We start from the raw sequence: 25,583 nt of genomic DNA, 5'->3' as shown, positions 1-25,583 counted from the left end.
CTCTTTACCTCCTTAACTATCTTGAAAGGATATCATACCGGCCTTCGAATCTCACCGTATCAGGGGTCAGGTTTGTGACAGTGATCCAGTAGGTGCATTGGTTTGAGGTGGCACGTTCCACCTGCACATTCCATTTAAGCTGTGGCCCACCTGGACACTGCGTTAACGGCATAATGGTCCAGATCACATGCCATTTGGGGTTCCATCCCCAGGTAAACCATCGACGGCTGGCATTGCCGGCAATTGTACCGTACCACTGCACCCCAGGCGGTTTGGTCAGACAGTTAAAGTAAGGAGGGGGGCCGTTATCGGCACTACGAAGCTTAAGCCTGTTGCGATAGGTGCTCAAAACCGATCTGGTTTGTGAATATCCGGGGTCTGTGATCGTCGCTCCACTGTAGCTTCTATGAAATACAGATGCCGAAGTGTATACCAGCTGTGCCGAGGGGTCGCCCTGAACGCTTTTCCACGTAGCCGTGGTAACCGGGCTGTTAAACAGAGAAGGATCAATAACATACCTTCTAACCCCTCTGCTTGTACTAACATCCAGTGTAGGAGCAACATGCCACCCCCAGCGGACATAGCAGTTGGGGTTATTGCTTGTGTCCACCCTCAAGCCGCCGTATATCCAAACCTTCAGGGGCGAGGCCCCTTCGGCGATCATCAGGCGGCACATTTCATGTGCTCTTCCCCAGCAGCCATCATCCGGATATAAAAAAGGAATACAGGGTTTAGGGGCACTGACTGGGCAGCAGAGCTTGCTGCGGCTCAGGTTGAACAAATCCCGTGCCTGTTGCATTGAGATTGCCATGGTTATAGCCCCCCCTCAGCCGATTCAGATTTCATACGTACATCAATGATTTCATGATTATCATTTTCACTGATGATTACAGGCAGCTCCTTCTGCTGAGCCTCCTGTATAATGCTGAGCAACTCATCAAACTCTGGATTCTTTTTACGCAATACATGACGCGCGTGGGAGATAATGAGTTCGATCTCGATATCCCCTTCCCCGTCCGGACTGCTGATATTGCCTATGGTGACTTCGACGGGAATCAACAATTCTGTTATTTCATGAGAACTCGGATCAATCTCAACGTATGCTGGTTGATTTTCTTCGCTCAAGGATTCCAGGACTTCTGCCCAAACCGTTGACCTGGGCTTCCCCATATCCAGGTATCCGTCGCTGCCGCCTTGAAAAGAAACCGCAACTTTGGGGGCAGCAGGTACGCCCTCTTCTTTCATGCTAGCCACTGATGGTGCAGACAGACCTTTAACACCATCCACTAACGCGTTTCGTTCAGCCATAAGTGTTCCTCTCTGCTAGGTTGTAGGAGTAAGGAGAATCAGGGTAGCGATCGTTCTCACCGGGTCTTATCCCTCAAAATTCGTCCATAAAAATGGATCATAAAAGTAGTTCCCCTCTATTACTGAGCCTATTGGTTGCATAGGATTTTCATTCAAGGTCGAGCCATGCTGAAAAACAACCACAGGCACATAATGGTCTGTGGCCTCGTATACTCAATACCCGGCAAAACAAATCAGTGAGGATGTTTCAAACACTAAGCAATTACTGTTCCACTGAACCAGCAAATGGCTCTACCGGCATCTATTGGTGCGTCAGGGGAAGACACCTGCGAAACAGGCAGGTAAGAAAGTGGGAATGGTGGTGCATATGCACCACAACTGGTGGTTCATATCAGGCAGCGTAATGCATTGCGCTACCTTAATGCTCTTAGCGGAGGAGCGTTTTACCCCATTGTTCCATCTCTCCCTCAAGACTAGCGTTTCATTGCCTGGCGATGACAGCAGGCATTGTCTCAGCGTGTGTCTGATGTTTTCGGCGTGTGATGCCGATAACCTGTGAAAGCAGAGTGGAAATACATCGATCTGTTTTGCTTCAGCTGGAATTGGAATTTTAAGATCATGATACCAATTACTCTAGATCGTATTGAAAACGCAGAAAGAAGAGATAAAATTGTAAATTAGAAAAAATATACAGTAACTAAGAGGATAAATAATTTTGACGACATTATAAATTGGTGAAATACAAACTCTCCTTCGCAGAAACAGAGAATTAACCCGATGATCACTCTTGCCCATATATCGGATTTACACTTCGGACGCGAAAATCCTCGATTGATTGAGGGGCTTTTGCACTGCTTGGAAAAGACCACGCCACAACTTGTCGTTATCAGTGGGGATCTTACTCAGCGCGCCCGTAAACGCGAATTTCTCGCTGCCCGTACTTTTCTTGAACGTCTATCGTGGCCGTATCTCGTTATTGCCGGAAATCATGATATTCCGGCGTATAATCTTAGCGAGCGTTTTTTCACACCATGGAAAAGGTGGCATCGCTATCTCGACCATCCCCTTGAGCCGATAGTGAGAGCTGAGGAGTATATCGCCGTCGGTGTCAATACTGCGAGGCGATCTGGGTCTCTCTTTGACTGGTCACGGGGACGCGTAAATCTTGAACAGTTGGATGTTATAGCCCAACACTTCGAAAAGGGCGGTGATGAAAAACTGCGAATACTTGTTGCCCATCATCCGTTCTGGCTCCCTGAAGAGTATCGACATCGCCATATCATCGGAGGACGAGATAAGGCACTTAAGAAAATGCGGGACGCCGGAGTTGATATTATCCTCAGTGGCCATGTACACTCTGCCTACACACATCTACTTGGTGGATTAATTGTATCTCATGCAGGAACCGCTATTTCAAACCGTTTGACCCGCAATGATCCAAATAGCTTTACAATTATTCGCGGCGATCGCCGGCGATTAGCTATTGAAACCTGGACGTGGAATAACAAAAAATTTTCTATTGATGAACACCTGGTTTTCACACGCATCCAGGGAGAATGGAAGGACAACTCTTGAGCAACTTTACAGAAGCAAAAAGATGAGAAAAGAGACAAATAAAGAGCCAGGTGCCGTAAAAAAGACAGATTTCACTCAGCCTGTGCCGGTGTATTGCAATCCAGGTGCAGGTAGTTCTGAAAAAGTGATTGGCGAAATGCGAAATGATTCCCGTATCCAGCTTGAGGAGGTATCGCCGGTCAAGATGACCGAAATAATACAAGACGCTGTGAAGAAGGGTACAAAACGCGTACTGATCAGTGGTGGAGATGGGACGATTGCCCTTGCCGCATCAATCCTTGCCGGTAAGACTACGGAACTTGCCATTGTACCATCCGGTACGCTGAATCATTTTGCCCAGCGTACCGGAATACCTGTTAATGTGGATGAGGCAATCAATGTGGCTCTGAACTGCAAGGCCTATCCAGTTGATGTTGGATATGTGAACAATTCTCTTTTTCTCAACACAAGCTCTGTAGGAGCATATTCGGTGTTTGTAAGAAGTCGTAACTATCTGGAAAATCGAATGCACTACCTCCCCGCTTCAATTATTGCAGGCATTCGAAGATTGCTCAAATTCAGGCTTGTCAGAGTACGTCTTCCAAACAAACAGCTGCGGACACCGTTGGTTTTTATCGGTGTGGGAGAGCGTGAATTAAGTCTGCCGTTATTGGGACAGGCAAAAAAACATGGTCATAGCGGGTTACATTTTATTGCGGTTGATTGCCACTCTAAAACAGAAGTTTTTAGTCTGGTTATAAAAGCGATTTTTTGGGGAGTCGATCCAATGACCAAGGAAACGAGTGTTGAAAACAAGCTGGTAAATGATATTGAACTGAATTTTCGCCGTCGAAAAAGAAAAGTCACTGTTGCTCTTGACGGAGAATTGAGTCGGCTTCGTGCACCTTTGAGATATCGCTATGCACCTGGAGAAATCCTGGTTGCACTGCCTGATAATAACATTACCTAAATCTTGCATGTCGATTTTACCGAATCTGCTTTGTTTGCGAACACTTGAAGTACTACAGTACGCCTGCGTGTACGCAGCCTCGCATCTTCGGCAAACTTGGCAATTGCAGGATTTAGGTATTAATGTAAATGGAAAAGATTACATTTCATTTTCCTCTGCCCCCTTTTAGTAGCCTATTAACGATAATACCCTCTTCCCCTCATGCAGTTCTCGTAGATCGCATCAATATCATGCGCGGCACCAGCTATGGATCCGCTTTTAGCACTATTAGCCATAGCCATACACTCAGCTTGATCTGCCTGGTATTGCTGTGGGCTTGCTGAATCATGGGACCATGATTTGGGCATACTGGCACATGCTGTTAGAAATAAGACCACCAACATCGGAAGAATTTTCTTCATCTTTACCTCCACCTACCAGAAAAACCTAACCTTCTGTTTTTTAATTTTTTCCTTTTTTTTTACTATTTTGACGGTGTCTTCAAATTATAATCTCGTTTTTTGAACTGGTAAGGTACCACGCTTCATAATAAATTTTACCGGATCTACTTTTTCATTGCTGCAGAAAAAAAATACCTTGAACCCACTAATCTGGTTTCACCTAAATCCTGCAATTGGAAATTTCGGAGTCTACGCTACCTGCCGAAGATGTGAGGCATCGGAGGCGCAGACGTATAAAAATATTTCAAGCCTTCGGTAACGTAGCCGATTTGGTGAAATTGCCGATCCCGAAGGGCGTTGAAGGTGAGAAAAAATAGGTTCACTCAAACAGTGAATAGAACTTCAAATCAATTGTCTGCTCAATATGTTGTTTTTTAAAGTAGAATTTATTTTTTCTAACATTCGACGTGCAGAATTTAGGTTTCACTTTTTTCATTGTAACCGGTCACCATTGCTCCAAATGCTCACAAGCTGACCGATTAGCAGTTAAACTCAGACTTCGATACGCCGGTTGCCGGGCGGGCAGCTCGTGAAAAGTTGGGGCGCTGCTGAGCAGTTACTACAATAAACGCTCTGCAGCAACTCAACTTGCCTCAAAGGAAGTCACGACGCTGCAGAAGTTGCATAACTTCCCCCGTAAATATCCTTGCATCACTATAGTCGAGATGTGAACCGTCGGTACAGCTGACGTCCTGTAATTTTTCATAGTCTGTAAAGTGTATTGTAGGCGCTGTGCCTCCAGCGATAAGCATGCCCTCTCAAGACTTACGCCAAGGTTTGCCCCCTTTACCCGATGCATTATCTTACTGAGAAAAGGTCTAAATGTTGTCTACCCCCGATAGATTCCGGAAAATGAATTACCGGATTATGATATTATGGAGTTCGTTTTTATCGTCGTCACTGATGGGAAAATGTTCCAGCAGTACCTTGCCCACCCGTTCAACGGCACGGCAAAGTGCTTCGCACTGGTTGTGCGCCCTGATTCCAGCCGACAGTTCGTCGATGATATCCTGCCACTGATCCGAGTCAATTTTCTCATTGATTCTTCGGTCACCGAGTATCCACACTTTTTTTTCTAGAACCGAAACGAAAATCAGGATGCCGTTCTCATCCTTGGTCTGATAGAGCCTTTCACCGTAAAACGAGGTAATTGCGGCTTCTTCCACCTCTTCTTCCACCTGGTCTTTCAGGAGGAACAGCCGCTTGAGGAAGATGCTCTTGTCGACCAGGTAGTAAATTGGGAAAAAGAGCAGGGTCCAATAAATTAGCAGAAGCCACATGTTCTGGGCGCCGAGCCATAAAAAAGAACCAGTGACGGAAGTGAGCAGCAAGGAGAGCGGCAGGCTGATAAAAACACTGCCTATAGCCGATGCCATTGGATAGTTATGGCTGGCCGAAACCACCATAGGCACGATCTCCCCGGATGTCTTTTTTTCCGCTCTCTGCACCGCTTCGGTGACTCTCTGTTGTTCTTCCTGAGTCAAAAATTGTGTCGATAAAGTTTTCATATCACCATCCTCCCGAGGCACCGCCTCCGCCGAATCCACCGCCACCTCCGCCGAAACCTCCGCCGAAGCTGCCTCCGCCACCGAAGCCGCCACCAATATAGCCGCCGCCCCTGCCGATTCCGCGTCCCATCCCCAGTGCCGAGAAGCTGGAGGCGATCAGTCCGCCGATAAAGCCTACAGGAAAGAGGAGAATGATAAACAGCAATTTCGGCCCGAGTATCAGGAGGCCGACAAGAGAGGCGAGACAACCGCTGACGCTTGCCGCAATAATTTTGTGGTTGCCCATCATCTTTCCAATGAAAAAAACCATCATTATCAGCATGAACCAGAACCCTTCAGTGTCGCCTTTACCGCCGGATTTCTGCGGGATATCGTCTGCTGCCCTGAATTCACCACGGACCGCTGCCATCATGGTGTTCACGCCTGCCATGATGCCGCCGTCAAAGTCACCCTTCTTGAAGTGCGGGACGATAACCCCTCGGATAATCCGTCCCGAGGTGAGGTCGGTAAGTGAGCCTTCCAGTCCGTATCCCACTTCGATCCGCACTTTTCTCTCGCTACGCGCCACCAAGAGTATCGCGCCGTTATCCAACCCTTGCTGCCCGATTTTCCATGCTTCAGCCACTTTGATGGAAAACGCCTCCAGCGACTCACCCTCTAAACTCGGTATAGTCAGCACTACTATTTGGGTAGACTGCTCCTGCTCGAATTGTTTCAGCGACCGCTCCATTTGATCGACCGTTGCCACACGAAGCATCGAGGCGTAATCGTTCACCCGTCCTTTCAATGGTGGGGCTTCAAGAGCGGCAGCCAAACCAGGGAGTGATAGAAAAACAATAACTCCGAGCAGAAGCAGGGTTATACGATGTGCAATCCTGTGCAGGTTATTCATAATGTCCTACGCCAGTTAAAATTTTACCTTTGGCACTTCCTTTGCTGCCTCGTCCGCCTTAAAATATTCTTTCTTGTCAAGGTGAAGGAGGAAATTGTTTGTAAGGCTGTTAGGGAACCTCCTGATGGCACCATTAAACACGCGGACCGCCTCGTTATAGCGCTGACGGGCAACGTTAATCCGGTTCTCCGTCCCTTCGAGCTGGTTCTGCAGGTCAAGGAAATTCTGGTTCGCCTTCAAATCAGGGTACCGTTCAACCACCACCATCAGCCTGGAAAGGGCAGAGGTAAGCCCGCCCTGAGCCGCCTGGAACTGGCTCATCTTGGCTGCATCGCCCAGGTCTTCCGGTGTAATTTGTACCGACGACGCCTTGGAACGGGCGTTGATTACCGCTTCCAGGGTTTCTTTTTCATGACTAGCATATCCCTTTACCGTCTCCACCAAATTGGGAATCAGGTCGCCGCGACGCTGCAAAGTGGCCTCGATATCGGCCCAGGCCTTGAAGACAGCCTCTTCCTGCATCTGCATGGAGTTATAGCCGCATCCGGAGAGAAGGGTAAGGGAAAAGACGAGCATGATCAGCCGTGCCGTGTGCTTCATAATACCTCCTGTAAAATGAAAGAGAGATTTTTGAAAGTACCCAGATTGCAGCGAGATGGATTTGAGTACAGTCATATAGGGAAGATAATAAAAAAACTGCTTCCTGACCGGGGGGCCGGCAGGATATTATCCTGGGCTGCCAATAAGAGTTTATCAAAGAGACAACCCGCAACATCGGTAGGTAGGCTACCGGAAAGACAAATAAACGTTACAGAACGGGCAAATAAACGTCAAGATGTTTACTAATAAATACAGAACCGCACCCTGCAGAGTATTTCTATAATGATGCTGGATGGACTGCCCTCTATAATTTTATAGGGGAGGTGGCGGGATACGACTGGTTAACGGAATTATTTCCTGCGATGAGCCTTTTTATAAACAAACCCTTTGTCCCGTTTATCGACAGCAATGGCCATTACCACAATTTCTTCATCAAGAACTTCATAGATTAGCCTGTACCTACTGGCCCTGAGCTTAGTTTTGTAATGGTTTTCAAACCCTGAAAGCTGACTTAAAGGAATATGTGGCCTTTTTAATCTCTCACTCAACTTTTTCTTGAATTGCTTTTTGATAGTATTGTCGATTTTTTTCCATTCTCTTAGGGCAGTTGGGATGAATTTAAGCTTATAGCTCATCGAGACTTACTTCAACTGCAGAGATTTTCTCACCTTGTCGCTCTCTCGCAATTACCCCTAACTGTTGATCTTCAATTTGTTCGAGAAGCAATTCGTAGGTAGCAGCAGGGATAAGGGATACAGAGGTGTCGGATCCAGTTACAGAGCACAAAAAGCAACGCCTGGGTGACGAAATTGCTATAAGGAGCCACTGCAATGGGCATTGTGGTGTACGGTGTTGCTTTTATGGCGACCAAGTCAATATTTATAGGAGATATCTGGACTTTTGGAAATCAGAAATTCACAGTCATAGTCATAAGTTGCAGATTTCCTAAAAGGGTTAACATTGTCAAGACTAGTCTCTAGCATCTTGATAAAGTGCTTCTCGGCAACCTCACAGGAGATGAGAACATAGTATTTTTAGATGCCCCATTCTAGCATATTGTGTACCATCTCAACCATGATCGTCAATACAACACCCCCCTTGACACCTTCTCAAAAAATTGCGACTGTCGATTGCTTTCGGCTCAACGACAGTTAAGACTGCCTGATAGTAATATCGTCAATCACAGAAAAACATCTTGACTTATGCTGCTCGGAAAACTATTAAACTAGTTTTATAGTTTAAAGTAAAACACAAGGAAAGCATAATGCTAAACGTAAAACTGGCAGCAAAGGGCTACGCATCAATAGGATCTGAATCACGCCTTGCTTTACTCCTGCTATTGGTCCAGGCTGGGAGTAGCGGAATGACAATCAGTGAAATAGGTTCTGAACTTAAAATGCCCCCTTCCACCTTGGCCCACCACCTCAAGCAATTGGTTACAGCGGGGATGGTTATCCAAGAGAAACAGGGACGAGAAGTCATGAATACTGCCCATTTTGATAATCTCGAAGAATTGGGCAACTTCCTTTTGCTTGAGTGCTGTAAAAACGAAAAATTAATATAAGTTATTAATTTACAACCTTTTTTACCCTTAAAAAACTAAATAACTAGTTATATAGAGAGGAGAAATGTCGCAACCGAAAACTATATCATTCCCAGAAAGATCCCCTGTCCACGATGTTCTAAAGAGTATCGACAGGGTCTATGTCCTTGTCTTCGCAATATTCATGGGCATAGCAATACTAGCCCCAGGACAAGTCGTTCCACTAGGAACACTTACCCTGACTAACCTTGCCCATACTTCGATGTATATGATCATTGCTATCTTTTTGCTTGCAGCGATCAAGGCCACTGGAGCGGAAACAATGGTCGCATCGGTTTTCAAGGGAAGGGAGAACCGAATGATTGTTTTGGCGGCTCTGGTAGGTGGTTTGGCACCGTTCTGTTCCTGTGAGGTCATTCCGTTCATAGCTGGGTTGTTGGCATTAGGGACCCCACTTGCACCGATTATGGCCTTCTGGTTATCTTCTCCGCTCATTGATCCCCCGACGCTTCTTATCACGGCAGGAGCTTTGGGTTGGAAGTTCGCCATTGGTAAGTCAGTTTTCGCTGTCGCACTAGGCATAGGGGGAGGATTTGCTGTAAAATATTTGACCGTAGCTGGGTATCTCAGCAATCCTCTGAAAACTCAAAATGCGCAACAGGTTTCAAGTTGTTGTTCACCCCAGATTGAAATTCCCATGGTAGACAGTTGTGCCAGTGAGGAAAAAAAGGCAGAAGGAAAGCCGGTCTGGATATTCTGGAAAGAGCAGTCTCGAAGAACTACCTTTGTTTCAGAATTCAAGTCGAATGCCCTCTTCCTGCTTAAGTGGATGCTATTTGCGTACACCCTCGAGAGTCTCATGATCGAGTACGTACCGGCCGAACGAATCGCATCGGTTGTTGGCGGAGAAGGAGTTACAGCCATTATCATCAGTGCTCTGGTCGGTATCCCTGCGTATCTTAATTCTTATATTGCGCCCCCTGTGGTGTCCAGCTTGGTAGACCAAGGGATGTCCATTGGTTCGGGAATGGCATTTATAATTGCGGGGGCCATCAGTTCTATTCCGGCTATGACCGCAGTATACGCACTGGTTCGGCGGGAAGTTTTCGCAACTTATGTCATGCTAGGTTTCTCCGGGGCCGTTCTTTCTGGTTTTATCTACAAATTTATTGGATAATTATCATCAAAATATCACTCACAGAGACCATTTCAATTCAACCTTTGAAGAACTCTAGTTGAGCTAGGCTGCTGGTTAGGCAAATAGAGCGACAGAGCCTTGGATTCGACATTACCAAATCGAAGGAAATCAATTTTTTCTTCCCCTTTAACTCAAGGTACTTCCTGTGCATCCACAGTCCAAGATTAACCATGAACATCGCTGAGATTGTCTGGAATTATCTTTTTCCAGGAATAATTTTGTTAGTCATGATCTATAGGAGAAATCCTCACCTTGTTAAATAGTTCTGTCCCCTTTTCTTCCCGTTAATCAAACCTTCAGTCAAATCCTTGTACAGACCGGACGTTCGGTATGTTCGAAAACATCATTAAACTCATGTCTCCCGTGTTTTGATACGAACGATTGAGTCTTTGAGCTCATTCTTGAGAAAATATTTTGATGATAGGTCAAGATACGTTTCAATTTGCTCAGATTCTTACCATACCCAACCAGTTCCTCCAAAAGGTTGTCCCTAGGATGCTCGAACATATCGTCTTCCAACTTGTCAAGCCGGCTTTCCAGCACTGTTATGATCCTGGTATAGCGATTAGTAATAAACCGTGAAATAAGATAGGCAACATGCGCTGGCCCCTGGCGTAAAATCTGTGTGTTTGCCTTGCACATCTCCCAGGTATGATCGATGCTGGTAGAATGGTCTTTTCGTACAGTAACCAACAGCTGATCGTTAATAAAAAAAGGCTATTTGAATTGTGCAAAAGTCAATGCTCTTTGTATTCACATCAAGTCCTTTTAACAAGAGAAAGGAATAGTTATCAAACTGCTCTAATTTCGGTGGGGTGTCTGTCGCGCTTAGCGTCTGCAATAACTATAAGGTCAAACAAAAAGCGTGATTCAAGTAAATTCACATCCAACTGTGAGTCAATTGCATCAAAATCTGCCCAAACCCATTCCGATCTAGAACCGTCGAATTGAGCCAAGGGCTTTGCATTGCCAATGTGGCATTGGCCTGAATCCCGATTTTAAACCATGGTTCGTACCATAGTCTCTTGCCTCCGCTAAATGTATTGAAGAAATAGTATTTTTACGATGTCATTGAAGAAAAGTAGCCCAAAGTTATAAAGCAAATCCATATCGAACTTTACAAAATGACATACTGTCAGTATAATGTCACATTATGTTTGAAAATAAAAATTTTACATCTCCTCTGCGCTTGATTCCACAACCCACGCTACGGGTCAGTAAATCAGAACGTACGCGTGCAGCAGTTCTGAATGCAGCCCTCGAATTTATCTGGTCACATCCGTTTTGTGACATGACAGTCAAAACACTGATGGATTCAACAGATGTGGGTCGCTCGACATTTTACCTGTATTTCAAAGATATTCATGAGGTGATGGAAGCTTTGCTGGCCATACTACAGGAAGAAATATTTGACGCAGCTAAACCATGGATTACCCACGTTGGCGACCCTATTGCCCTGATGATTGAATCGATGACCGGGTTGGTGCGTATCTCATACATGCGGGGTCCAATTTATCGGGCCTTTGCCGACGCTGCTGCCAGTGACAAACGCTTCGAAAAAGAATGGAGTGATTTCCTCTGTGCGTTTGATGATGCGGCTTGTGCTCGCATTGAGGCTGACCAGAGACAAGGACTGATCCCAGATTTCGATGTTCGTCCTGTCGTAGTTGCACTCAATCGACTTGATGCCTACTCGCTCATTCAAGCCTTCGGCCAGCACCCTAGAAACGAACCTGAACCGGTCCGAAAGGCGTTGACAAGAATCTGGATTTCCACACTTTATGGCAGTGAGTGGGTCGGGCGCAATTCCTCGACCCTGGTTCGAACATAAGTCACAATGAGGAGCTCATCCTGAGCATGATGATAAACGATTGCAACAGCGCTGCACGAGAGGCATTTCTATTTACCATATAGATTGAACGTAACTGGGGGAAGATCGTAATAATGCTAATCACTCCGATCAATTACCAAAAATCCCGATTATTTCGACTTACACCAGCGGTGACCGTTCCATTTGCGTTTAGACTAGTGCCGCTCATGTTGTTGATTGTCTTATTGATGCTGCCACCCATCGTCAGCGCTCAGGAGCAGAGCGAGCTCAAGGACACCGAACCATCCGGCATTTTCGGAATAGCTGAGACGGCCCCGGTAGTGGTTAACGGCAAGGTGCGTTTTCATGTAGTCGGGGTAACGGCATATCCGGCCGAACGACGGGCATCTGAAATCTCGCAGCGCATCGAGGCGTTGGCGCGAGATACGAATTACAGTCCCAAGACACTCAGGATCGAAGATGCAGGCTCATATCACGAGATCTTTCCGGGTGCGAGCGGTAAGGTCATCATTCGTATACTTGAGGCAGATGCTAAGTCTGAAGGAATCCTTCGTACGGTGCTTGCCGATACCATAGGAAATAGCATCGCTGAGTCCATCAACGACTACCGTCATGACCGCAAGCCCGCTGTATTAACAAAAAAAGCACTGTATGCGCTCGGAAGCACCATTGTGCTGATAGTACTTATGTACGGTGTATTCTGGGGTTTTCGCAGAGTAAACAACTACCTGGAGCGTCGCGTTAAGCTACATATGCAGAAACTGGAAGAGCGATCTCAACGTATCTTCCAAGGAGGGCAGCTCTGGGGAATCCTGCTCAGTGCACTGGGGATGTTGAGAGGACTTACAGCTATACTTCTCATTTACATTTTCACCAATTTTGCCCTGAGTTTGTTTCCACAGACAAGGTATACCGCTCACAGGCTATACCAATTCGTGGTGGCTCCTCTCGGCAGCATTGTTAATGGACTCATCGACTTTATCCCAGACTTCTTGTTTCTCGTGGTGTTGTATCTTCTTACACGTTATGGGTTGAAGTTAGCCCGAGGCGTATTTACCGCCATCGATCAAGAACGACTGAAAATTAAAGGATTCGAGACCGATTGGGCGTGGCCGACCTATCGGATCGTACGGATGGGTATCATCATCTTTGCTTTGGTGATTGCCTATCCATTTATCCCAGGATCCGACTCTGCGGCATTTAAGGGTGTTTCGGTTCTGTTGGGAGTCCTGTTTTCTCTCGGTTCCACCTCCGTGATTTCCAACGTGATTGCCGGGTACACAATGACCTACCGGCGTGCCTTCAGAATTGGTGACCGGGTAAAGATCGGTGACACTGTTGGTGACGTTTCGGAAATGCGCATATTGGTCACCCATTTAAGGACACCGAAAAATGAAGAGGTCGTAATCCCGAATTCGACCATCCTTAACGGCGAAGTGACCAATTACAGCACTATGGCACGTGATCAGGGCCTGATCCTGCATACCACAGTAGGCATTGGTTATGATGTGCCATGGCGTCAGGTGGAGGCGATGTTGTTATTGGCTGCTGAAAACACCGAAGGGCTTCTCAGAGAACCCGCGCCATTCATACGGCAGAAATCGTTAGGAGACTACGCGGTGAACTATGAACTCAATACTTATTGCGGTGATGCCTCACAGATGGTGGAGCTGTACACTAAAATGCATCGCAATATCCAGGATGTATTCAACGAAAATGGCGTGCAGATCATGTCACCTGCTTACAAGGCAGACCCGGCCGAAGCGAAGATCGTCCCGAAGGAGCGGTGGTACACACCGCCGGCAAAAGACTTGGGACAAGGGACTTGAGCGTTAAGAGGAGTATTGACAACCCACTCTTATCGTTACTGTGCGCAGAATTTGGACAGTGCAGATGGTATGTATGATGGACGAGGAGACCTCCAGGAACACTCACAGAGCATATCAATTTGAATTCAAGAAGGAGTGTGTAAAATGACTAAATTATCCTCAAAAGCATGTTCAGTGTTTTTGTCAATCATCATGTCGCTATGCGTTTGCACGGCAGGTCTTGCGCAAAACACACCCGGTTATAACAACAAGATACCGAAGTCCATCATGACACCCGACCGTGTTGAGACACCGATCGGAGACCTGAATTTCTTCGACGGCATGCCGGATGAAGCAACTGTGCAGAAGCTCTATGACAATTTGATTTTCATGCGCGGGGTAGAGACCTTCCTTAACGGAATTCCCGCCACGTCCATCGAGGCGATTCGCTTGGGAAATGCCGAAGTTGGCGCGAAGCGCGCCAGCGACGTCGTCATCTTTGACAAGTTGATGGACTCGGACCCGCTTTTCCTCACCGGAAACACGGATACGGTTTACGCGACGGCTATACTCGAGTTGGATCGGGATGGACCGACGGTGGTGGTGATTCCGCCTAAGTGTGGTCCGGGAACGGTGGATGACGCGTGGCAGCGCTTCGTGGTCGATATGGGAGCCCCCGGCCTCGACAAGGGCAAGGGCGCAAAGTACTTGATCCTGCCGCCTGATTACGAAGGAGATCTCGAGCCGCCCACCGGTGGAGAGTTCGCCGAGGTGGACGGCGAGCAATACATCGTGGCCAAGTCGCCCACCTATGTGAACTGGCTGGTCCTTCGTGGATTTCTCGTGAACGGCAAGCCGGATGCTGCAAATGCGATGTTCAAGAACGGCTTGAAGATTTACCCGCTCAAAGACAAGAAGAACCCACCAAAGATGAAGTTCATCAGCGGTTCGGAAGTTCCGTTCAACACGGTTCACGCCAATGACTTCCAGTTCTACGAGGAGCTCCACCAGGTCATCGAGCGCGAGCCCCTTTCGCTGATTGATCCGGAGCTGCGTGGATTGATCGCTTCTATTGGGATTCAAAAAGGAAAGCCGTTCAAGCCTGATGCGCGGACTAAGGAACTGCTCACCAAGGCAGTAGCCGTAGGTAACGCCACCGCGCGTGCGATATTCTTCCGTCCGATGAAAGAAGCATTTCTCTATGAGGACAGTGGTTGGTTTGCCGCGTTCGTCGGAGGCAGCCACGAGTGGTTGAAGGATAAAGGTCAGGGAGGCCGATACCTCGACGCCCGAACCCTCTGCTTCTATATGGGAACGGTCAACACCCCCGCGATGGTCAACAAGATGGTGGGAGCAGCTTCGCAGTATGCGATTGTCGCAGTCGATAAAAACAGCGAGTACCTTGATGGCAGGAAGGACTATAAACTGAACATCCCCGCCAATGTTCCAGCCAAGGATTTCTGGTCGGTCGTGGTGTATGACCCGCAAACCCGCTCGCAGTTGCAGACGGGGCAGCCGTTCCCCGCCAAGAACAACAAGCAGCACAAGCTGGATATCAACAAGGACGGCTCAGTGGATCTCTACTTCGGGCCGAAGGCACCCAGGGGCAAGGAAGCGAACTGGATCCAGACTGTGCCCGGAAAAGGTTGGTTCGCTGCTCTGCGCCTTTATGGGCCGCTGGAGCCCTGGTTCGACAAGACCTGGCGGCCGGGTGAGATCGAGTTGGTTAAATAAAAGAGGAGGCAGCTATGAGGACGAACTCAATGTTCAAGAGACAAATAATGGCATTGCCGGTCGCGGCAGTGTTGCTCCTTTCAGGTGTGGCCGGTCTGGCTGAGGAAGCCTCTGAGGTTACCGCCTTTAACTACGTCCGTGCAGAGTCCGACATCCAGATGAAAGGCTACATCGAGAGCTTTAAATGCCTTGGGAAGTTCCATCATAACCGGAAACCCTACGACGTGAACAACCAGATTACTGTTCGGGGTAACCGGGATACGCTGTACTCGTTCGGCGTGTGGGATCTGACGTCTCCGGTCACGATTACGCTCCCGGAAACCGGAGGGCGCTATCAATCCTTGATGGTCGTGAGCCAGGACCACTCGATTTGGAGTTTCTACGGTCCAAGGACAGGTACTCTGACAGAAGAAAAGGTGGGCACTCGATATGTGCTTCTGGCCCTTCGGACTTTTATGGATCCGAACGATGAGCAAGATATGGAAAAAGCATATCAGCTCCAGGACGCGGTCATTGTCGAGCAGGACGATATCGGCAAGTTAGAAGTGCCTGATTGGAGCAAGGAAGAAGTAGAGCAGATGCGGAATACGATCAACGTTGTTGGGGCGACGGTCACGGACAGCTCCAAGTTTTTCGGTAAGAAAGAGGAGTTGGACCCGGTTTACTGGTTGCTGGGAGCGGCACTCGGCTGGGGTGGTCTGCCAGCTGAAGCCGCGACTTACGGGAATGTAGTTCCTGAGAAGAACGACGGAAAGACCCCCCACACTCTAACGGTGACGGACGTACCGGTGTACGGCTTCTGGTCCGTGACTCTCTATGACGACATGGGGCTTATGCCGATCAACGAATACAACGCCTATTCCTTCAACAACGTCACTGCCAAAAAGGCCAAAGACGGCAGCATCACCATCCACTTCGGCGGCGACCCCAAGGCGGATAACTTCCTGCCTATCGTTCCGGGATGGAATTACATTGTAAGGATGTATCAGCCGGGGCCGGAGATACTAAAGGGAACCTGGACATTTCCGGATGCTGAAGCTGTTGAATAGAACATGCATGGCGACCTGTGTGAAATGTAAGTTAGAGGATTAAATCGAAAGACCCTGGAAACTGCCCGATTTTGAGGTGGTGTCTCAATAACATTAAAAAGGTTTGATATGAAACACCATTTTCAGCTTTTAACAACTAGCCTGGTTTTTCTTCTCTGCTGCTTTTTCGCAACGGCATTAACCGCTGAGGCCGAGACGGACTCAAAACACGATGACTGGAAGTTTGGGGGGGCGGCATATCTTTGGGCCGCTGGGGTTAAAGGTACATCTATGGCCGGTGATGAGATCGATGTCTCATTCTCTGACGTCCTTGGCGATCTTGACGGTGGACTCATGGGCATACTGTCGGCACAAAAAGGCAAATGGACATTGCTGGCAAATATTATCTACCTGAGTATTCATCAAGAAACCAGCTCCAACGCCAATTTTGTCGGCGTCCCGACAAAGTTTGATATTGATGCGAAGATGAAGGGCTACATTTCTACTTTTGGCGTTGCCTACCGTGCTGTCGACAAGGATCTGGCCAGCCTCGACCTACTGGTTGGTGCACGCTATTTTAAGCTGGACCTTGATTTAGATGCAGAAATCGCGGGAAGTATGACCAAATATTCCGATTCCGAGGACGTCTTGGACGGTATCATTGGTGCCCAGGTGTTATTTGACCTCAGCGACAGATGGTATTTCTCCCTCTATGCAGACGTGGGAGTCGGAGACAGTAAGCTGACCTGGCAGGTGTGGCCGGGAGTTGGCTATCGACTTGACAAGGTTGAGTTGGTTGCAGGTTACCGCCATCTTGCGTGGGAGACTGACGAAGGCGACACTATCGAAGACATTAACTTCAGCGGGCCCATGTTCGGGATCAAATTTCGCTTTTAAAAATTTTGCTTTTCATTGAGTTGTTTATTTTCACATTGGTGACGATATACTTCGAGCGTAAATGTTACTAATCAATCGAATGAGACTTCTTTTTTCCAAAAGAAATATTTTGGGGAGCGTGTTGAGAACCATCTTCTTGGCCATGGCTTTTATTTTCCTTGTCATTGCTGCCATTGTGGGATCACTTGCAATCTATTACTCCACTTTACCTTCAGCTATGCGCCCGATCGCCGCAGGGGGATTTGTACTGGTGGCCATGATCCTCATTCTCTTAGGATTGAGGAAGGGCAAACGCGGGGCTTGGGCTGCCTTCCTGTTTTTTTTCATGATGGCAATCGCAGCTTGGTGGTTGCTGATTCCGCCATCCAACAGCCGAAACTGGCAGCCCGATGTGGCCTTACTCCCTTATGCCGAGATCAAGGATAACTTGATCACTGTATATAACGTTCGCAATGTCGATTATCGGACCGAAACCGCCTACTCGGTACACCATTACGACCGGACCTACGATCTAACCACATTGCAGAGTGTCGATCTCTTCCTCGTCTACTGGGGGTCACCCAATATCGCTCACTCCATGTTGAGTTTCGGTTTCAAGGACGGAAGTTTTCTCTGTATCTCTATCGAGACCCGCAAGGAGCTTGGAGAGGAATACTCGGCGGTTAAGGGGTTTTTCAAACAGTTCGAGTTAACCTACGTGGTGGCGGACGAGCGGGATGTCGTCCGACTGCGAACCAACTACCGCACAGGTGAGGATGTCTACCTCTACCGGTTCAACGTGTCGATGGACTATGCTCGCAAGGTGCTGCTCGACTACCTGCGTGAGGTGAACAGCCTAAAGGACCATCCCCAGTGGTACCGTGCCATCCTCACCAACTGCACCACCAGTATCCTGCGCCACACCACCCCCTTCAACCCCGATGCCCGTTTCGACTGGCGGTTAATTGTTAATGGGCACCTTGATGAGATGCTCTACGAGCGGGGAAAGATCAACCAGAGACTGCCTTTTGCCGAACTGAAGAAGAGAAGCCTCATCAACCAGAGGGCCAAAGCCGCAGACAAAACCAGTGACTTCTCGCGACTTATCCGGATGGGATTGCCTGGAATGGAGCCATAAACATGCACTTATTAAAGACTATTCTCCGCTTCGGTTGGCTCCTTTCGACTCTCTATCTGTTGGCAGGGTGTGCCACGCCAATCGGCGTTCACCAGGTCTCGCCACACGATTCGTATCGGGAGTTAATGACCAATCCCCTGACCGAGGGGATGGCCAGCAATGCGACGAACATTGTGCTCCGCCGCTACAACCTTGTCGAGAAATACAAGAAGGACCCGGCCGCAATTATCGCATATATTCACGACAAAGCGCTGTCTGACGACCGGCGGGATACCCTGTACGCTCTGGCGGAACTCTCTTATCTCTACGGCGAGCGGCTGGAGAAGAGTGTAGCGGTGGACAAGCAGGTGTTGGCACCCGACTATTTCCTCGTTGCCTCAATCTATGCCTACTTGTTTCTTCTCGATGACCGGAGCGACCCAGCGTCTAATGCCTTTGATATTCGTGCCCGCACGGCCATTGATCTATACAATTTCGGCCTGTGGCGTGGGATGGCAACTGGCGATGCGGGGGCCCTCAAACTTTCCGCGGTCGTGCGCACGTTGCCGGTCGGCACTCTGGCCATCACGGTTGATCTGACTAAATATCCATGGAAGTTGGAGGAGTTTGAGCGATTCGAGCCGGTGGACAACTACGTGATACGCGGCATTTCTATTCGTAACCGCTCAAAGGGGGTCGGTAGCGCCCTTATTGGCGTAAAGAAAAAAAGCCAGGAAATCCCTTTCCCTCAAGCTGTGCCCACGACCATTTTTCTGCGCATCAACGCCAACCTGGTCGAATTGACGGCGGGGACAGCAACCGCGTCTCTGGAATTCTACTCGGCCTACGACGATAATATTCTGGAAGTTAAAGGCCGCCGCGCCCCTCTCGAGACCGACACCACCACACCGGCGGCCTATGTGCTTGAGACTTCACAATTGTGGGGTCTCGGCATGGGTGCGTTTCTGGGCAATAAGTTCGAGTCTATCCCCAATGGCCTGCACTTGACCCAGCCCTATCGGCCGGGCCGTATCCCAGTGGTCTTTGTCCATGGCACCTTCAGCAACCCGGCCTGGTGGGCGGAGATGCTCAATACCCTACGAGGTGACCCCATTCTTCAGCAAAAGTACCAGTTCTGGGCCTTCCTCTATAACAGCAGTGCCCCCATTGTGGCTTCGGCCTCCGATTTGCGGGATGCTCTGAAAAATAAATTTACCCAACTCGATCCAGAAGGTAAGGATCCGGCACTCCGGGAGATGGTCGTTGTAGGTCACAGCCAGGGGGGGCTTCTGACTAAATTAACTGTCGTCGAAACAGGCGACAGTCTGGTCTATGCATTGACAGGTAAAGATCTCGATTCCCTAGGGCTGCCAGAGGAGAAAAAGGTCGAAACCAAACGACTCCTTGTGGTTGAACCGGTACCAGAAGTCAAACGAGTCATTTTTATTTCCACCCCTCACCGAGGGAGTATCCTTAGTAAAGGGTGGGTGCGAAGTCTGATCAGAAAAATTGTCACCCTACCGGCAAAAATTTTCGATACTTCGCTAAGCCTTAGCGACTACTACACCAAGGACGTTAAAAGAATTATCGGCAATAGCGTTGGCTCAACCAGCATCGATGGCATGTCACCGGACAGTCCGATCCTGAAAACGCTGGCAGCCACTTCGCTGGCACCCGGGGTTGTCGGTCATTCGATTATCGCGGTCAAGGGAGAGGGTGATCCCAAACTGGGCAATGATGGTGTTGTTGCCTACACCAGCGCCCATCTCGATGGCATGGAATCGGAATTCATCGTCCGTTCCGGGCATTCCAGTCAGGGACATCCATTCACTATAGAAGAAGTGCGGCGCATTCTGTTGGAACATCTTGGTACACAGGCAAAGCCGATACAATGATGGTCGCAAGCCGTTGAATAGGAAAGACATGAAGTATCAGGCAGCAATTCTTCATAATCTGAGCTCAGGATGATAAATAATAATTCCTTAGGAAAAACTAATGAAATTAAAGAGTGTATTATCCTATTTATCGATTCTCTTTATAATAGCTATATGCACTGCTGTTTCTGCTGCTGATGACAAGCAAACCCAAAATACTATTGTTCAGGAGTATGAAGTAGCTGAAGTTGGCAGGGAACGCGTCGGTGAGGGACTACATCGGAAAAACCAAAGAAGTGGTACTCCAATTGTTTTACATTGGTTGCACATGTTTGATGATGCTGAATCATCTGAAGTTGATGAAATCAGTGTTCTTGCATATGCGCCCTTGGTGCCGGATGACTTGATGCAGGCAATAAGGTCAATTGAGAGTGGAGGCGGCGGTCCTGGATTTTTCGGAATCTTGACTTTCTCTGTTATTTCCATCTGCTCTGGTTTCTTTGCTATGTTTGTAGTTAAGAGATTAAAGATACGCATTATAACTAAACGAAATAAGCTCATTCCTCCAAAAAATGATTCTTTGCTGTCTTTCTGGGCAAGTTTTCTTAATAATTTCCCAGCGATTGCTCGCTTGTTTTTGGCAACGATAATCTCCTCACTCGTTTTTCTTGTTTTCACACCTGAAGTTACAATTGCTGGGCAGATGTTTTTCCAGGCCATGCTTGGAATAGTTTTCATTTTTTACCTTTGTGCAATAATGACCAGGATTATTTTTTCACCAGAAGATGCAAGAATTAGATTCTTCAACATGGATGAAACTTTGGTCAAGCCTCTTAGCCTGTCAGTTTTTTTATCTTTTGCATTACTCTTGTCTGGCATAGTGCTGATAAATCTTTTTAATGAGCTTGGCGCTAGTTATCAAACTGTGACATGGTTAATTGTATTGGTTGGATCACTCATCATTATTGTCTGTGGTTTCCTCATATTTTATCTAAAAAAGCCAATAGCCCAGTTGTTGATTTCCGAAGCCAACACTAAGGAAAACAGTCGGTTTTACACGCAGCTTGTTCGCCATTGGGACAGACCTGCATTTCTGTATTTACTCCTTGTTTGGTCCATCTGGGTTGGGCAGGAAATGTCTGGAACAGTAGAGCGTGATGGCGCATTTATTGCCAGTTTACTTGTTGTACCTATTTATTTTTCCTTTTCTTATTTTGGGAAACTATTGATTCGCTCTGTGGTTGAGTCGCTTAATCTGGATAAAAAATATGATGATCCTGAGACAGGAGTGAAAGGTGTAAATGAAAATGTCGGGGAGATTGTTGAAGACAAAGAGGTGATAGTCACCAAAGTAAACTTTTACTTTCGCCTGATAGTTTTACTCTCACTCACAACCTGGATACTTTCCATTTGGGGAATACATATCCCGTATGCCTCTTTTGTGATAAAAGCCTTTTTTGAATCATCAATTACTCTGGTTTTAGCTTTTTTCTGTTGGAAAATTGCTTCCTCATTCCTGGAAAGAAAAATTCAAGAGGTTAGCCCTGCTCTCGAACAAATGGAAGATGATGATAATGAATTTGGCGGTTCAACTCCTCGCGGGCGCGTTCACACACTATTGCCGGTTCTACGCAAGCTTTTCGGGTCAATCCTTGTGACGATGGTTCTTTTGATTGTTGTCTCCTCCTTCGGGGTAAACATAGGTCCACTGCTCGCTGGAGCTGGTGTCATTGGTCTTGCTGTTGGTTTTGGTGCACAAAAGCTCGTTTCCGATGTTCTTTCAGGTTTCTTCTTCCTACTTGATGATGCATTCAGGGTTGGTGAATATATCCAGGCAGGATCAATGAAAGGAGTTGTCGAGAGCATAACCCTGAGAAATGTGCTGCTCCGACATCATCTTGGTTATTTGCAGGTTGTTCCATATAGTGATTTGGGGGCAATAATCAATTATATGCGTGGAGGCATTGTCATCAAGTTTCCGCTTGAATTTCCTTATGACACTGATATAGATCTGGTTCGGAAAATCATCAAAAGAGTCGGAGAAGCGATGATTCAAGATGAAGAATTTGGTGATGATTTCATGCAACCTATTAAATCGCAAGGGGTTTATCAAATAACTAATTCAGTGATGGTCATCAGGGTCAAGTTTAAGGCAAAACCTGGTAAACAATTCCTCATTAGACGGGAGGCTTTCAGGCGTATTACTGAAGCTCTCAATGCCAAGGGAATTTATTATGCACATCGAAAAGTTATTGTAGATTTCCCAGATGACCAGAAACGAAAACCGCTTGATGAAGATACTGCAAAAAAAATAGTTGAGGGCGGTGCTGCTGCAACAGTTGCCGGAGAAGACCAGCAGCAAAAGAACACAGAAGATTGGTAAAACGGATGCTGTTATTTGCTTTAGATCATCTAGGATTCTCCAGCTATTTTTTTCATCGTACTTCAATAAAAGGAAATATTGTCAACGGATTCTAATACTATAAATATCAATAGTTTTTTGATGATCAGTAGAACTAACAGGTTCTCTTTCAGGAGCGCAACAATGAGTATTTCTTTTAATAAATGTGTTCTGATCTTTACTCTGATCTTTGCATTTAACACAGGATATGCAGCGGAGAAGCTTAACGAAACTGAAAAGGTAGCCGAGAACCCAGGAAAAGCTGAAGAGGCAACCACTAGCAAGCCTCTATCATTGACAGAAACCTATACCCTGATCAACACGCTGCCTAAAAAATTACTTAATCTGCGCAAGCAGATTAATGATCTGGCTAATACAAAAGTTATATTTGCAAGAATTCAAGAGGTCAGTTCAAGGGTTGGAGAGCTTGAGTGGGAAACAACGGTTGCGACAACCACACCCGACCTCAACCCTCATCAACTTTTGTCTCTAGATACGAAACTGACGAAAATAGACAAGCGAATTACCCAACTGAGCAAGCGAATTGAATCAAATATCCACACCCTGGAAATATTGACTGACGAATGGCTTGCTAATGACATCCAATTACAGAAATTTATCGAACACACCAGTACACAAGCCAAATTGGTAGATACTCTCCCAACAGCTGACTCCCTTGACCAGATAATTGAAAAGGCTCAACAACTGATTGAAGAGCAGATTCACCCAACGCTACTTGCTGGGAAAAAAATAGGGGAAATTCAGGCAAGGGTCTACACACTTAATGATACGGTGAATGATCTTCTCCAGGACATGTATGATTTCGGTTTTCAGCAGAATACACCTTCCATGCTTTCGGCAGGTTTTTATAGCCGCTTTGAATATGAAATTCTGACGCAAAGTTGGGAAAATCTTCGATTTTTCGGTTCCTATCAGAAAGCATATCTGAAAAATAATTTCAGAGGTGTCTTGATATTCCTGGCAACCATTGCACTTGTTACATTTTTAACCCGGCTGAGCAAACCTTTTGTTAAAGCATCATATCGATGGCACCCATTTACCGATAAACCGTTTGCTACGGGGATTTTTATTGTCAGCACTACCTTTTTGTTTATTGAAGCATTACATCCAAACATTGACCTACCTCCTAATTGGCAAATTCTCCAACAGATCCTAATGATAGTCGCAGCAGTATTTCTAGCTGAGTATTTAATTATAAAAGTTCCGTTGTACAGAACTACCAGCTCTTTTCTGTTTTTTAGTCTTACTGTGATTATGTTTCTCCAATCAATTAACTTGCCCCAGCCGCTCGTTCATCTTTACTTATTTGGGGTGTCCATTATTTGTCTCACATTTTCATTTCGCATGTTCTTCAGAAGAAAGGAGGTTCATCAAAAACGAAAATATGCCACCCTTAGGCTTTTCTTTTTCCTTTTCCCTCTTGTCGTCTTCTTGGCTGGAGCGGGAGGATATGAGTGGGCAGCTGTTTTGATTTTCGACAGAGTGATGAGCATAATAGTTATCACTCTCGTAGTATGGCTGATACAAAAAATCTTATCCGGTTTGTTTGAGCTGATTTTATACAGTATCCCTGTTCCTTTAGTTCGACAAAATGCGGCTAAGGTCGTTCACGATATTACCCCAGCACTTATTCTGGTACATTCAGTTTTATGGTTTTCACTAGTCCTTAGTTATCTTTCGGTATTTCCAACGCTTGGTGCGACTTTATCAGCTTTAGCCTCTATAGAGTTTTCATTTTTTTCACATATAATTACACCTAAATCAATTTTAGTAATAATTTTTGCACTTTACGTAACCTTTCTCACATCTCGGGGGATAAATACATTTCTTATCCAGGGAATACTACCACGATACCGTATTACCCGTGGCGTGCAGGAATCTATTACAAGACTTGTCCACTACTCCATTATTGTCATCGGCTTTTTGGTTCTTTTAAAACTCCTTGGATTTGAATTGGGTGATATAGCAATTATAGGAGGTGCGCTAGGTGTTGGAATTGGTTTTGGCTTGAAGGAAATTGTTAATAATTTTGTGAGTGGCCTGATTCTCCTGTTTGAACGGCCAGTTAAAGTTGGCGATATAATTGTGGTTGGCCAGGATATGGGAGAAGTAACCGCCCTCGGCTTGAGAGCGACGACGGTTCAAACCTTCGACAATGCTGAGATTGTAATTCCAAATGCAGAGCTCATAATTGGTTCTGTGACTAACTGGACACTTGCAGAAAAAAGAGTTCGAGTAAAAATTCCCATCGGAGTTGCCTATGGCACAGACATATCCATTGTACTGAAAATTCTTTTGTCATGCGCCGACAGTAATCCGACAGTTCTCACCATGCCACCTCCAAGGGCTCTATTTTTGGCTTTTGGGGACAGTTCTTTGAACTTTGAATTAAGAGTTTGGATTTCAGATTTTAGTGACCACCTGACGGTTCGCAGCGAATTAAACCAGGATATTGAGGCTGAGTTTGAGATGGCCGGTGTTGTAATTCCATTTCCGCAAAGAGACTTGCACCTTAAAAGTGTTGATCCTGATGCTATAAAGGCCTTCCAGCAAGCTACAATGAGTGGAAATTTTGCATAAATGATAGGATAGGATGTTATAATAAACATTTATCTCAGAATGGTGGACAGTCATGTCCTATCTGATTTAAGAAGTACTTCTAAATATTAAAATGTATTATGGCTATCTGAACCATTCAAGAAATATTGCATACCTAACTTCTGCTTGAGAGGATAGGCCTGCTTATTGACACAAAATTGATCAGAAATGGAGCAACTGCAAAGTAGAGCTTACCAAAGATTATCTACTTCAGAGGTATTGAAGCATAGCTGATTGTTTGACCATAAAGCAATTTCAGTTACAGAGTTTAATGGTTAATAT

At 46.5% G+C, this 25,583-nt stretch carries 21 protein-coding genes; 13 read left to right on the top strand and 8 right to left on the bottom strand.

The features are described 5' to 3' along the window. Positions 1–16 precede the first annotated feature (16 nt). Positions 17–811 (bottom strand): protein-glutamine glutaminase family protein, encoded by a 795-nt coding sequence (locus tag ACHZCY_RS17940; protein WP_205223690.1) that lies wholly within the window; start codon positions 809–811, stop codon positions 17–19. A 2-nt stretch (positions 812–813) separates the two neighbouring features. After that, on the bottom strand, positions 814–1,308 hold the full coding sequence (locus ACHZCY_RS17935; protein ID WP_319549890.1) for a hypothetical protein: 495 nt from the start codon (positions 1,306–1,308) through the stop codon (positions 814–816). Between the two features lie 777 nt (positions 1,309–2,085). Between ACHZCY_RS17935 and ACHZCY_RS17930 the strand changes: the two genes are divergently transcribed. Both ACHZCY_RS17930 and ACHZCY_RS17925 read left to right on the top strand, forming a co-directional pair. Next, a complete protein-coding gene (locus ACHZCY_RS17930) occupies positions 2,086–2,883 on the top strand; it encodes a metallophosphoesterase family protein (protein ID WP_319549889.1) in 798 nt (265 codons plus the stop codon). Between the two features lie 22 nt (positions 2,884–2,905). Further along, positions 2,906–3,832 (top strand): diacylglycerol/lipid kinase family protein, encoded by a 927-nt coding sequence (locus tag ACHZCY_RS17925; RefSeq protein WP_319549888.1) that lies wholly within the window; start codon positions 2,906–2,908, stop codon positions 3,830–3,832. A 176-nt stretch (positions 3,833–4,008) separates the two neighbouring features. Here ACHZCY_RS17925 and ACHZCY_RS17920 read toward each other — a convergent pair whose 3' ends face one another. The 5 genes from ACHZCY_RS17920 to ACHZCY_RS17900 all read right to left on the bottom strand — a co-directional run bounded on the left by ACHZCY_RS17920 (position 4,009) and on the right by ACHZCY_RS17900 (position 7,907). Beyond that, positions 4,009–4,233, bottom strand: coding sequence for a hypothetical protein (locus ACHZCY_RS17920; RefSeq protein WP_205223694.1), 225 nt, complete (start codon positions 4,231–4,233; stop codon positions 4,009–4,011). 896 nt (positions 4,234–5,129) lie between these two features. Continuing rightward, complete coding sequence (locus tag ACHZCY_RS17915) at positions 5,130–5,780, bottom strand: TPM domain-containing protein (RefSeq protein WP_319549887.1); 651 nt, start codon at positions 5,778–5,780, stop codon at positions 5,130–5,132. Between the two features lies 1 nt (position 5,781). Beyond that, positions 5,782–6,672 carry a TPM domain-containing protein gene (locus ACHZCY_RS17910; protein ID WP_319549886.1) on the bottom strand — a complete coding sequence of 297 codons (891 nt, stop codon included), beginning with the start codon at positions 6,670–6,672 and terminating at the stop codon, positions 5,782–5,784. A 15-nt stretch (positions 6,673–6,687) separates the two neighbouring features. Then, complete coding sequence (locus tag ACHZCY_RS17905; protein ID WP_319549885.1) at positions 6,688–7,272, bottom strand: LemA family protein; 585 nt, start codon at positions 7,270–7,272, stop codon at positions 6,688–6,690. 350 nt (positions 7,273–7,622) lie between these two features. Continuing rightward, positions 7,623–7,907 carry a type II toxin-antitoxin system RelE family toxin gene (locus ACHZCY_RS17900; RefSeq protein ID WP_319549884.1) on the bottom strand — a complete coding sequence of 95 codons (285 nt, stop codon included), beginning with the start codon at positions 7,905–7,907 and terminating at the stop codon, positions 7,623–7,625. Between the two features lie 629 nt (positions 7,908–8,536). Here ACHZCY_RS17900 and ACHZCY_RS17895 point away from each other — a divergent pair. Next, positions 8,537–8,836 (top strand): ArsR/SmtB family transcription factor, encoded by a 300-nt coding sequence (locus tag ACHZCY_RS17895; protein WP_319549883.1) that lies wholly within the window; start codon positions 8,537–8,539, stop codon positions 8,834–8,836. Between the two features lie 64 nt (positions 8,837–8,900). Continuing rightward, positions 8,901–9,992 carry a permease gene (locus ACHZCY_RS17890; protein ID WP_319549882.1) on the top strand — a complete coding sequence of 364 codons (1,092 nt, stop codon included), beginning with the start codon at positions 8,901–8,903 and terminating at the stop codon, positions 9,990–9,992. A gap of 321 nt (positions 9,993–10,313) precedes the next feature. Here ACHZCY_RS17890 and ACHZCY_RS17885 read toward each other — a convergent pair whose 3' ends face one another. Beyond that, the gene (locus ACHZCY_RS17885; RefSeq protein ID WP_394713450.1) at positions 10,314–10,721 is read right to left on the bottom strand and encodes a CorA family divalent cation transporter; all 408 of its coding nucleotides are present in this window, start codon (positions 10,719–10,721) and stop codon (positions 10,314–10,316) included. A 583-nt stretch (positions 10,722–11,304) separates the two neighbouring features. Here ACHZCY_RS17885 and ACHZCY_RS17880 point away from each other — a divergent pair. From ACHZCY_RS17880 to ACHZCY_RS17840, 9 genes are all read left to right on the top strand, one after another. Beyond that, entirely contained in the window at positions 11,305–11,844 is a 540-nt protein-coding gene (locus ACHZCY_RS17880; RefSeq protein WP_319549881.1) for a TetR/AcrR family transcriptional regulator, read from the top strand. Between the two features lie 206 nt (positions 11,845–12,050). Next, positions 12,051–13,673 carry a mechanosensitive ion channel family protein gene (locus tag ACHZCY_RS17875; protein ID WP_319549880.1) on the top strand — a complete coding sequence of 541 codons (1,623 nt, stop codon included), beginning with the start codon at positions 12,051–12,053 and terminating at the stop codon, positions 13,671–13,673. Between the two features lie 192 nt (positions 13,674–13,865). Beyond that, positions 13,866–15,386, top strand: a complete 1,521-nt coding sequence (locus ACHZCY_RS17870; RefSeq protein WP_394713449.1) for a DUF1254 domain-containing protein — start codon at positions 13,866–13,868, stop codon at positions 15,384–15,386. 14 nt (positions 15,387–15,400) lie between these two features. Then, positions 15,401–16,435, top strand: coding sequence for a DUF1214 domain-containing protein (locus ACHZCY_RS17865; RefSeq protein ID WP_319549878.1), 1,035 nt, complete (start codon positions 15,401–15,403; stop codon positions 16,433–16,435). A 108-nt stretch (positions 16,436–16,543) separates the two neighbouring features. After that, positions 16,544–17,311 carry a porin family protein gene (locus ACHZCY_RS17860; RefSeq protein ID WP_319549877.1) on the top strand — a complete coding sequence of 256 codons (768 nt, stop codon included), beginning with the start codon at positions 16,544–16,546 and terminating at the stop codon, positions 17,309–17,311. A 61-nt stretch (positions 17,312–17,372) separates the two neighbouring features. After that, entirely contained in the window at positions 17,373–18,428 is a 1,056-nt protein-coding gene (locus ACHZCY_RS17855) for an Lnb N-terminal periplasmic domain-containing protein (RefSeq protein ID WP_319549876.1), read from the top strand. 125 nt (positions 18,429–18,553) lie between these two features. After that, entirely contained in the window at positions 18,554–20,302 is a 1,749-nt protein-coding gene (locus ACHZCY_RS17850) for an esterase/lipase family protein (RefSeq protein WP_319549875.1), read from the top strand. 100 nt (positions 20,303–20,402) lie between these two features. Further along, positions 20,403–22,664 carry a mechanosensitive ion channel family protein gene (locus ACHZCY_RS17845; RefSeq protein ID WP_319549874.1) on the top strand — a complete coding sequence of 754 codons (2,262 nt, stop codon included), beginning with the start codon at positions 20,403–20,405 and terminating at the stop codon, positions 22,662–22,664. A gap of 162 nt (positions 22,665–22,826) precedes the next feature. After that, a complete protein-coding gene (locus ACHZCY_RS17840) occupies positions 22,827–25,283 on the top strand; it encodes a mechanosensitive ion channel family protein (protein WP_319549873.1) in 2,457 nt (818 codons plus the stop codon). Positions 25,284–25,583 lie beyond the last annotated feature (300 nt).

The sequence above is a fragment of the Desulfogranum marinum genome (genome assembly GCF_963675105.2).
GTDB classification, from domain to species: Bacteria; Desulfobacterota; Desulfobulbia; order Desulfobulbales; family Desulfobulbaceae; genus Desulfogranum; species Desulfogranum marinum.
Note: the sequence above shows the minus strand (reverse complement) of the source record. Positions and strands in the feature narration are given on the sequence as shown.

Bases quoted from the DNA above. Each gene is read 5' to 3' on its own strand.
- ACHZCY_RS17895 (WP_319549883.1), top strand. From the start codon at position 8,537: ATGCTAAACGTAAAACTGGCAGCAAAGGGCTACGCATCAATAGGATCT.
- ACHZCY_RS17880 (WP_319549881.1), top strand. From the start codon at position 11,305: ATGACAGTCAAAACACTGATGGATTCAACAGATGTGGGTCGCTCGACA.
- ACHZCY_RS17890 (WP_319549882.1), top strand. From the start codon at position 8,901: ATGTCGCAACCGAAAACTATATCATTCCCAGAAAGATCCCCTGTCCAC.
- ACHZCY_RS17940 (WP_205223690.1), bottom strand. From the start codon at position 811: ATGGCAATCTCAATGCAACAGGCACGGGATTTGTTCAACCTGAGCCGC.
- ACHZCY_RS17935 (WP_319549890.1), bottom strand. From the start codon at position 1,308: ATGGCTGAACGAAACGCGTTAGTGGATGGTGTTAAAGGTCTGTCTGCA.
- ACHZCY_RS17850 (WP_319549875.1), top strand. From the start codon at position 18,554: ATGACCAATCCCCTGACCGAGGGGATGGCCAGCAATGCGACGAACATT.
- ACHZCY_RS17920 (WP_205223694.1), bottom strand. From the start codon at position 4,233: ATGAAGAAAATTCTTCCGATGTTGGTGGTCTTATTTCTAACAGCATGT.
- ACHZCY_RS17900 (WP_319549884.1), bottom strand. From the start codon at position 7,907: ATGAGCTATAAGCTTAAATTCATCCCAACTGCCCTAAGAGAATGGAAA.
- ACHZCY_RS17930 (WP_319549889.1), top strand. From the start codon at position 2,086: ATGATCACTCTTGCCCATATATCGGATTTACACTTCGGACGCGAAAAT.
- ACHZCY_RS17870 (WP_394713449.1), top strand. From the start codon at position 13,866: ATGTCGCTATGCGTTTGCACGGCAGGTCTTGCGCAAAACACACCCGGT.
- ACHZCY_RS17910 (WP_319549886.1), bottom strand. From the start codon at position 6,672: ATGAATAACCTGCACAGGATTGCACATCGTATAACCCTGCTTCTGCTC.
- ACHZCY_RS17915 (WP_319549887.1), bottom strand. From the start codon at position 5,780: ATGAAAACTTTATCGACACAATTTTTGACTCAGGAAGAACAACAGAGA.
- ACHZCY_RS17905 (WP_319549885.1), bottom strand. From the start codon at position 7,272: ATGAAGCACACGGCACGGCTGATCATGCTCGTCTTTTCCCTTACCCTT.
- ACHZCY_RS17925 (WP_319549888.1), top strand. From the start codon at position 2,906: ATGAGAAAAGAGACAAATAAAGAGCCAGGTGCCGTAAAAAAGACAGAT.
- ACHZCY_RS17840 (WP_319549873.1), top strand. From the start codon at position 22,827: ATGAGTATTTCTTTTAATAAATGTGTTCTGATCTTTACTCTGATCTTT.
- ACHZCY_RS17845 (WP_319549874.1), top strand. From the start codon at position 20,403: ATGAAATTAAAGAGTGTATTATCCTATTTATCGATTCTCTTTATAATA.
- ACHZCY_RS17875 (WP_319549880.1), top strand. From the start codon at position 12,051: ATGTTGTTGATTGTCTTATTGATGCTGCCACCCATCGTCAGCGCTCAG.
- ACHZCY_RS17865 (WP_319549878.1), top strand. From the start codon at position 15,401: ATGAGGACGAACTCAATGTTCAAGAGACAAATAATGGCATTGCCGGTC.
- ACHZCY_RS17860 (WP_319549877.1), top strand. From the start codon at position 16,544: ATGAAACACCATTTTCAGCTTTTAACAACTAGCCTGGTTTTTCTTCTC.
- ACHZCY_RS17855 (WP_319549876.1), top strand. From the start codon at position 17,373: ATGTTACTAATCAATCGAATGAGACTTCTTTTTTCCAAAAGAAATATT.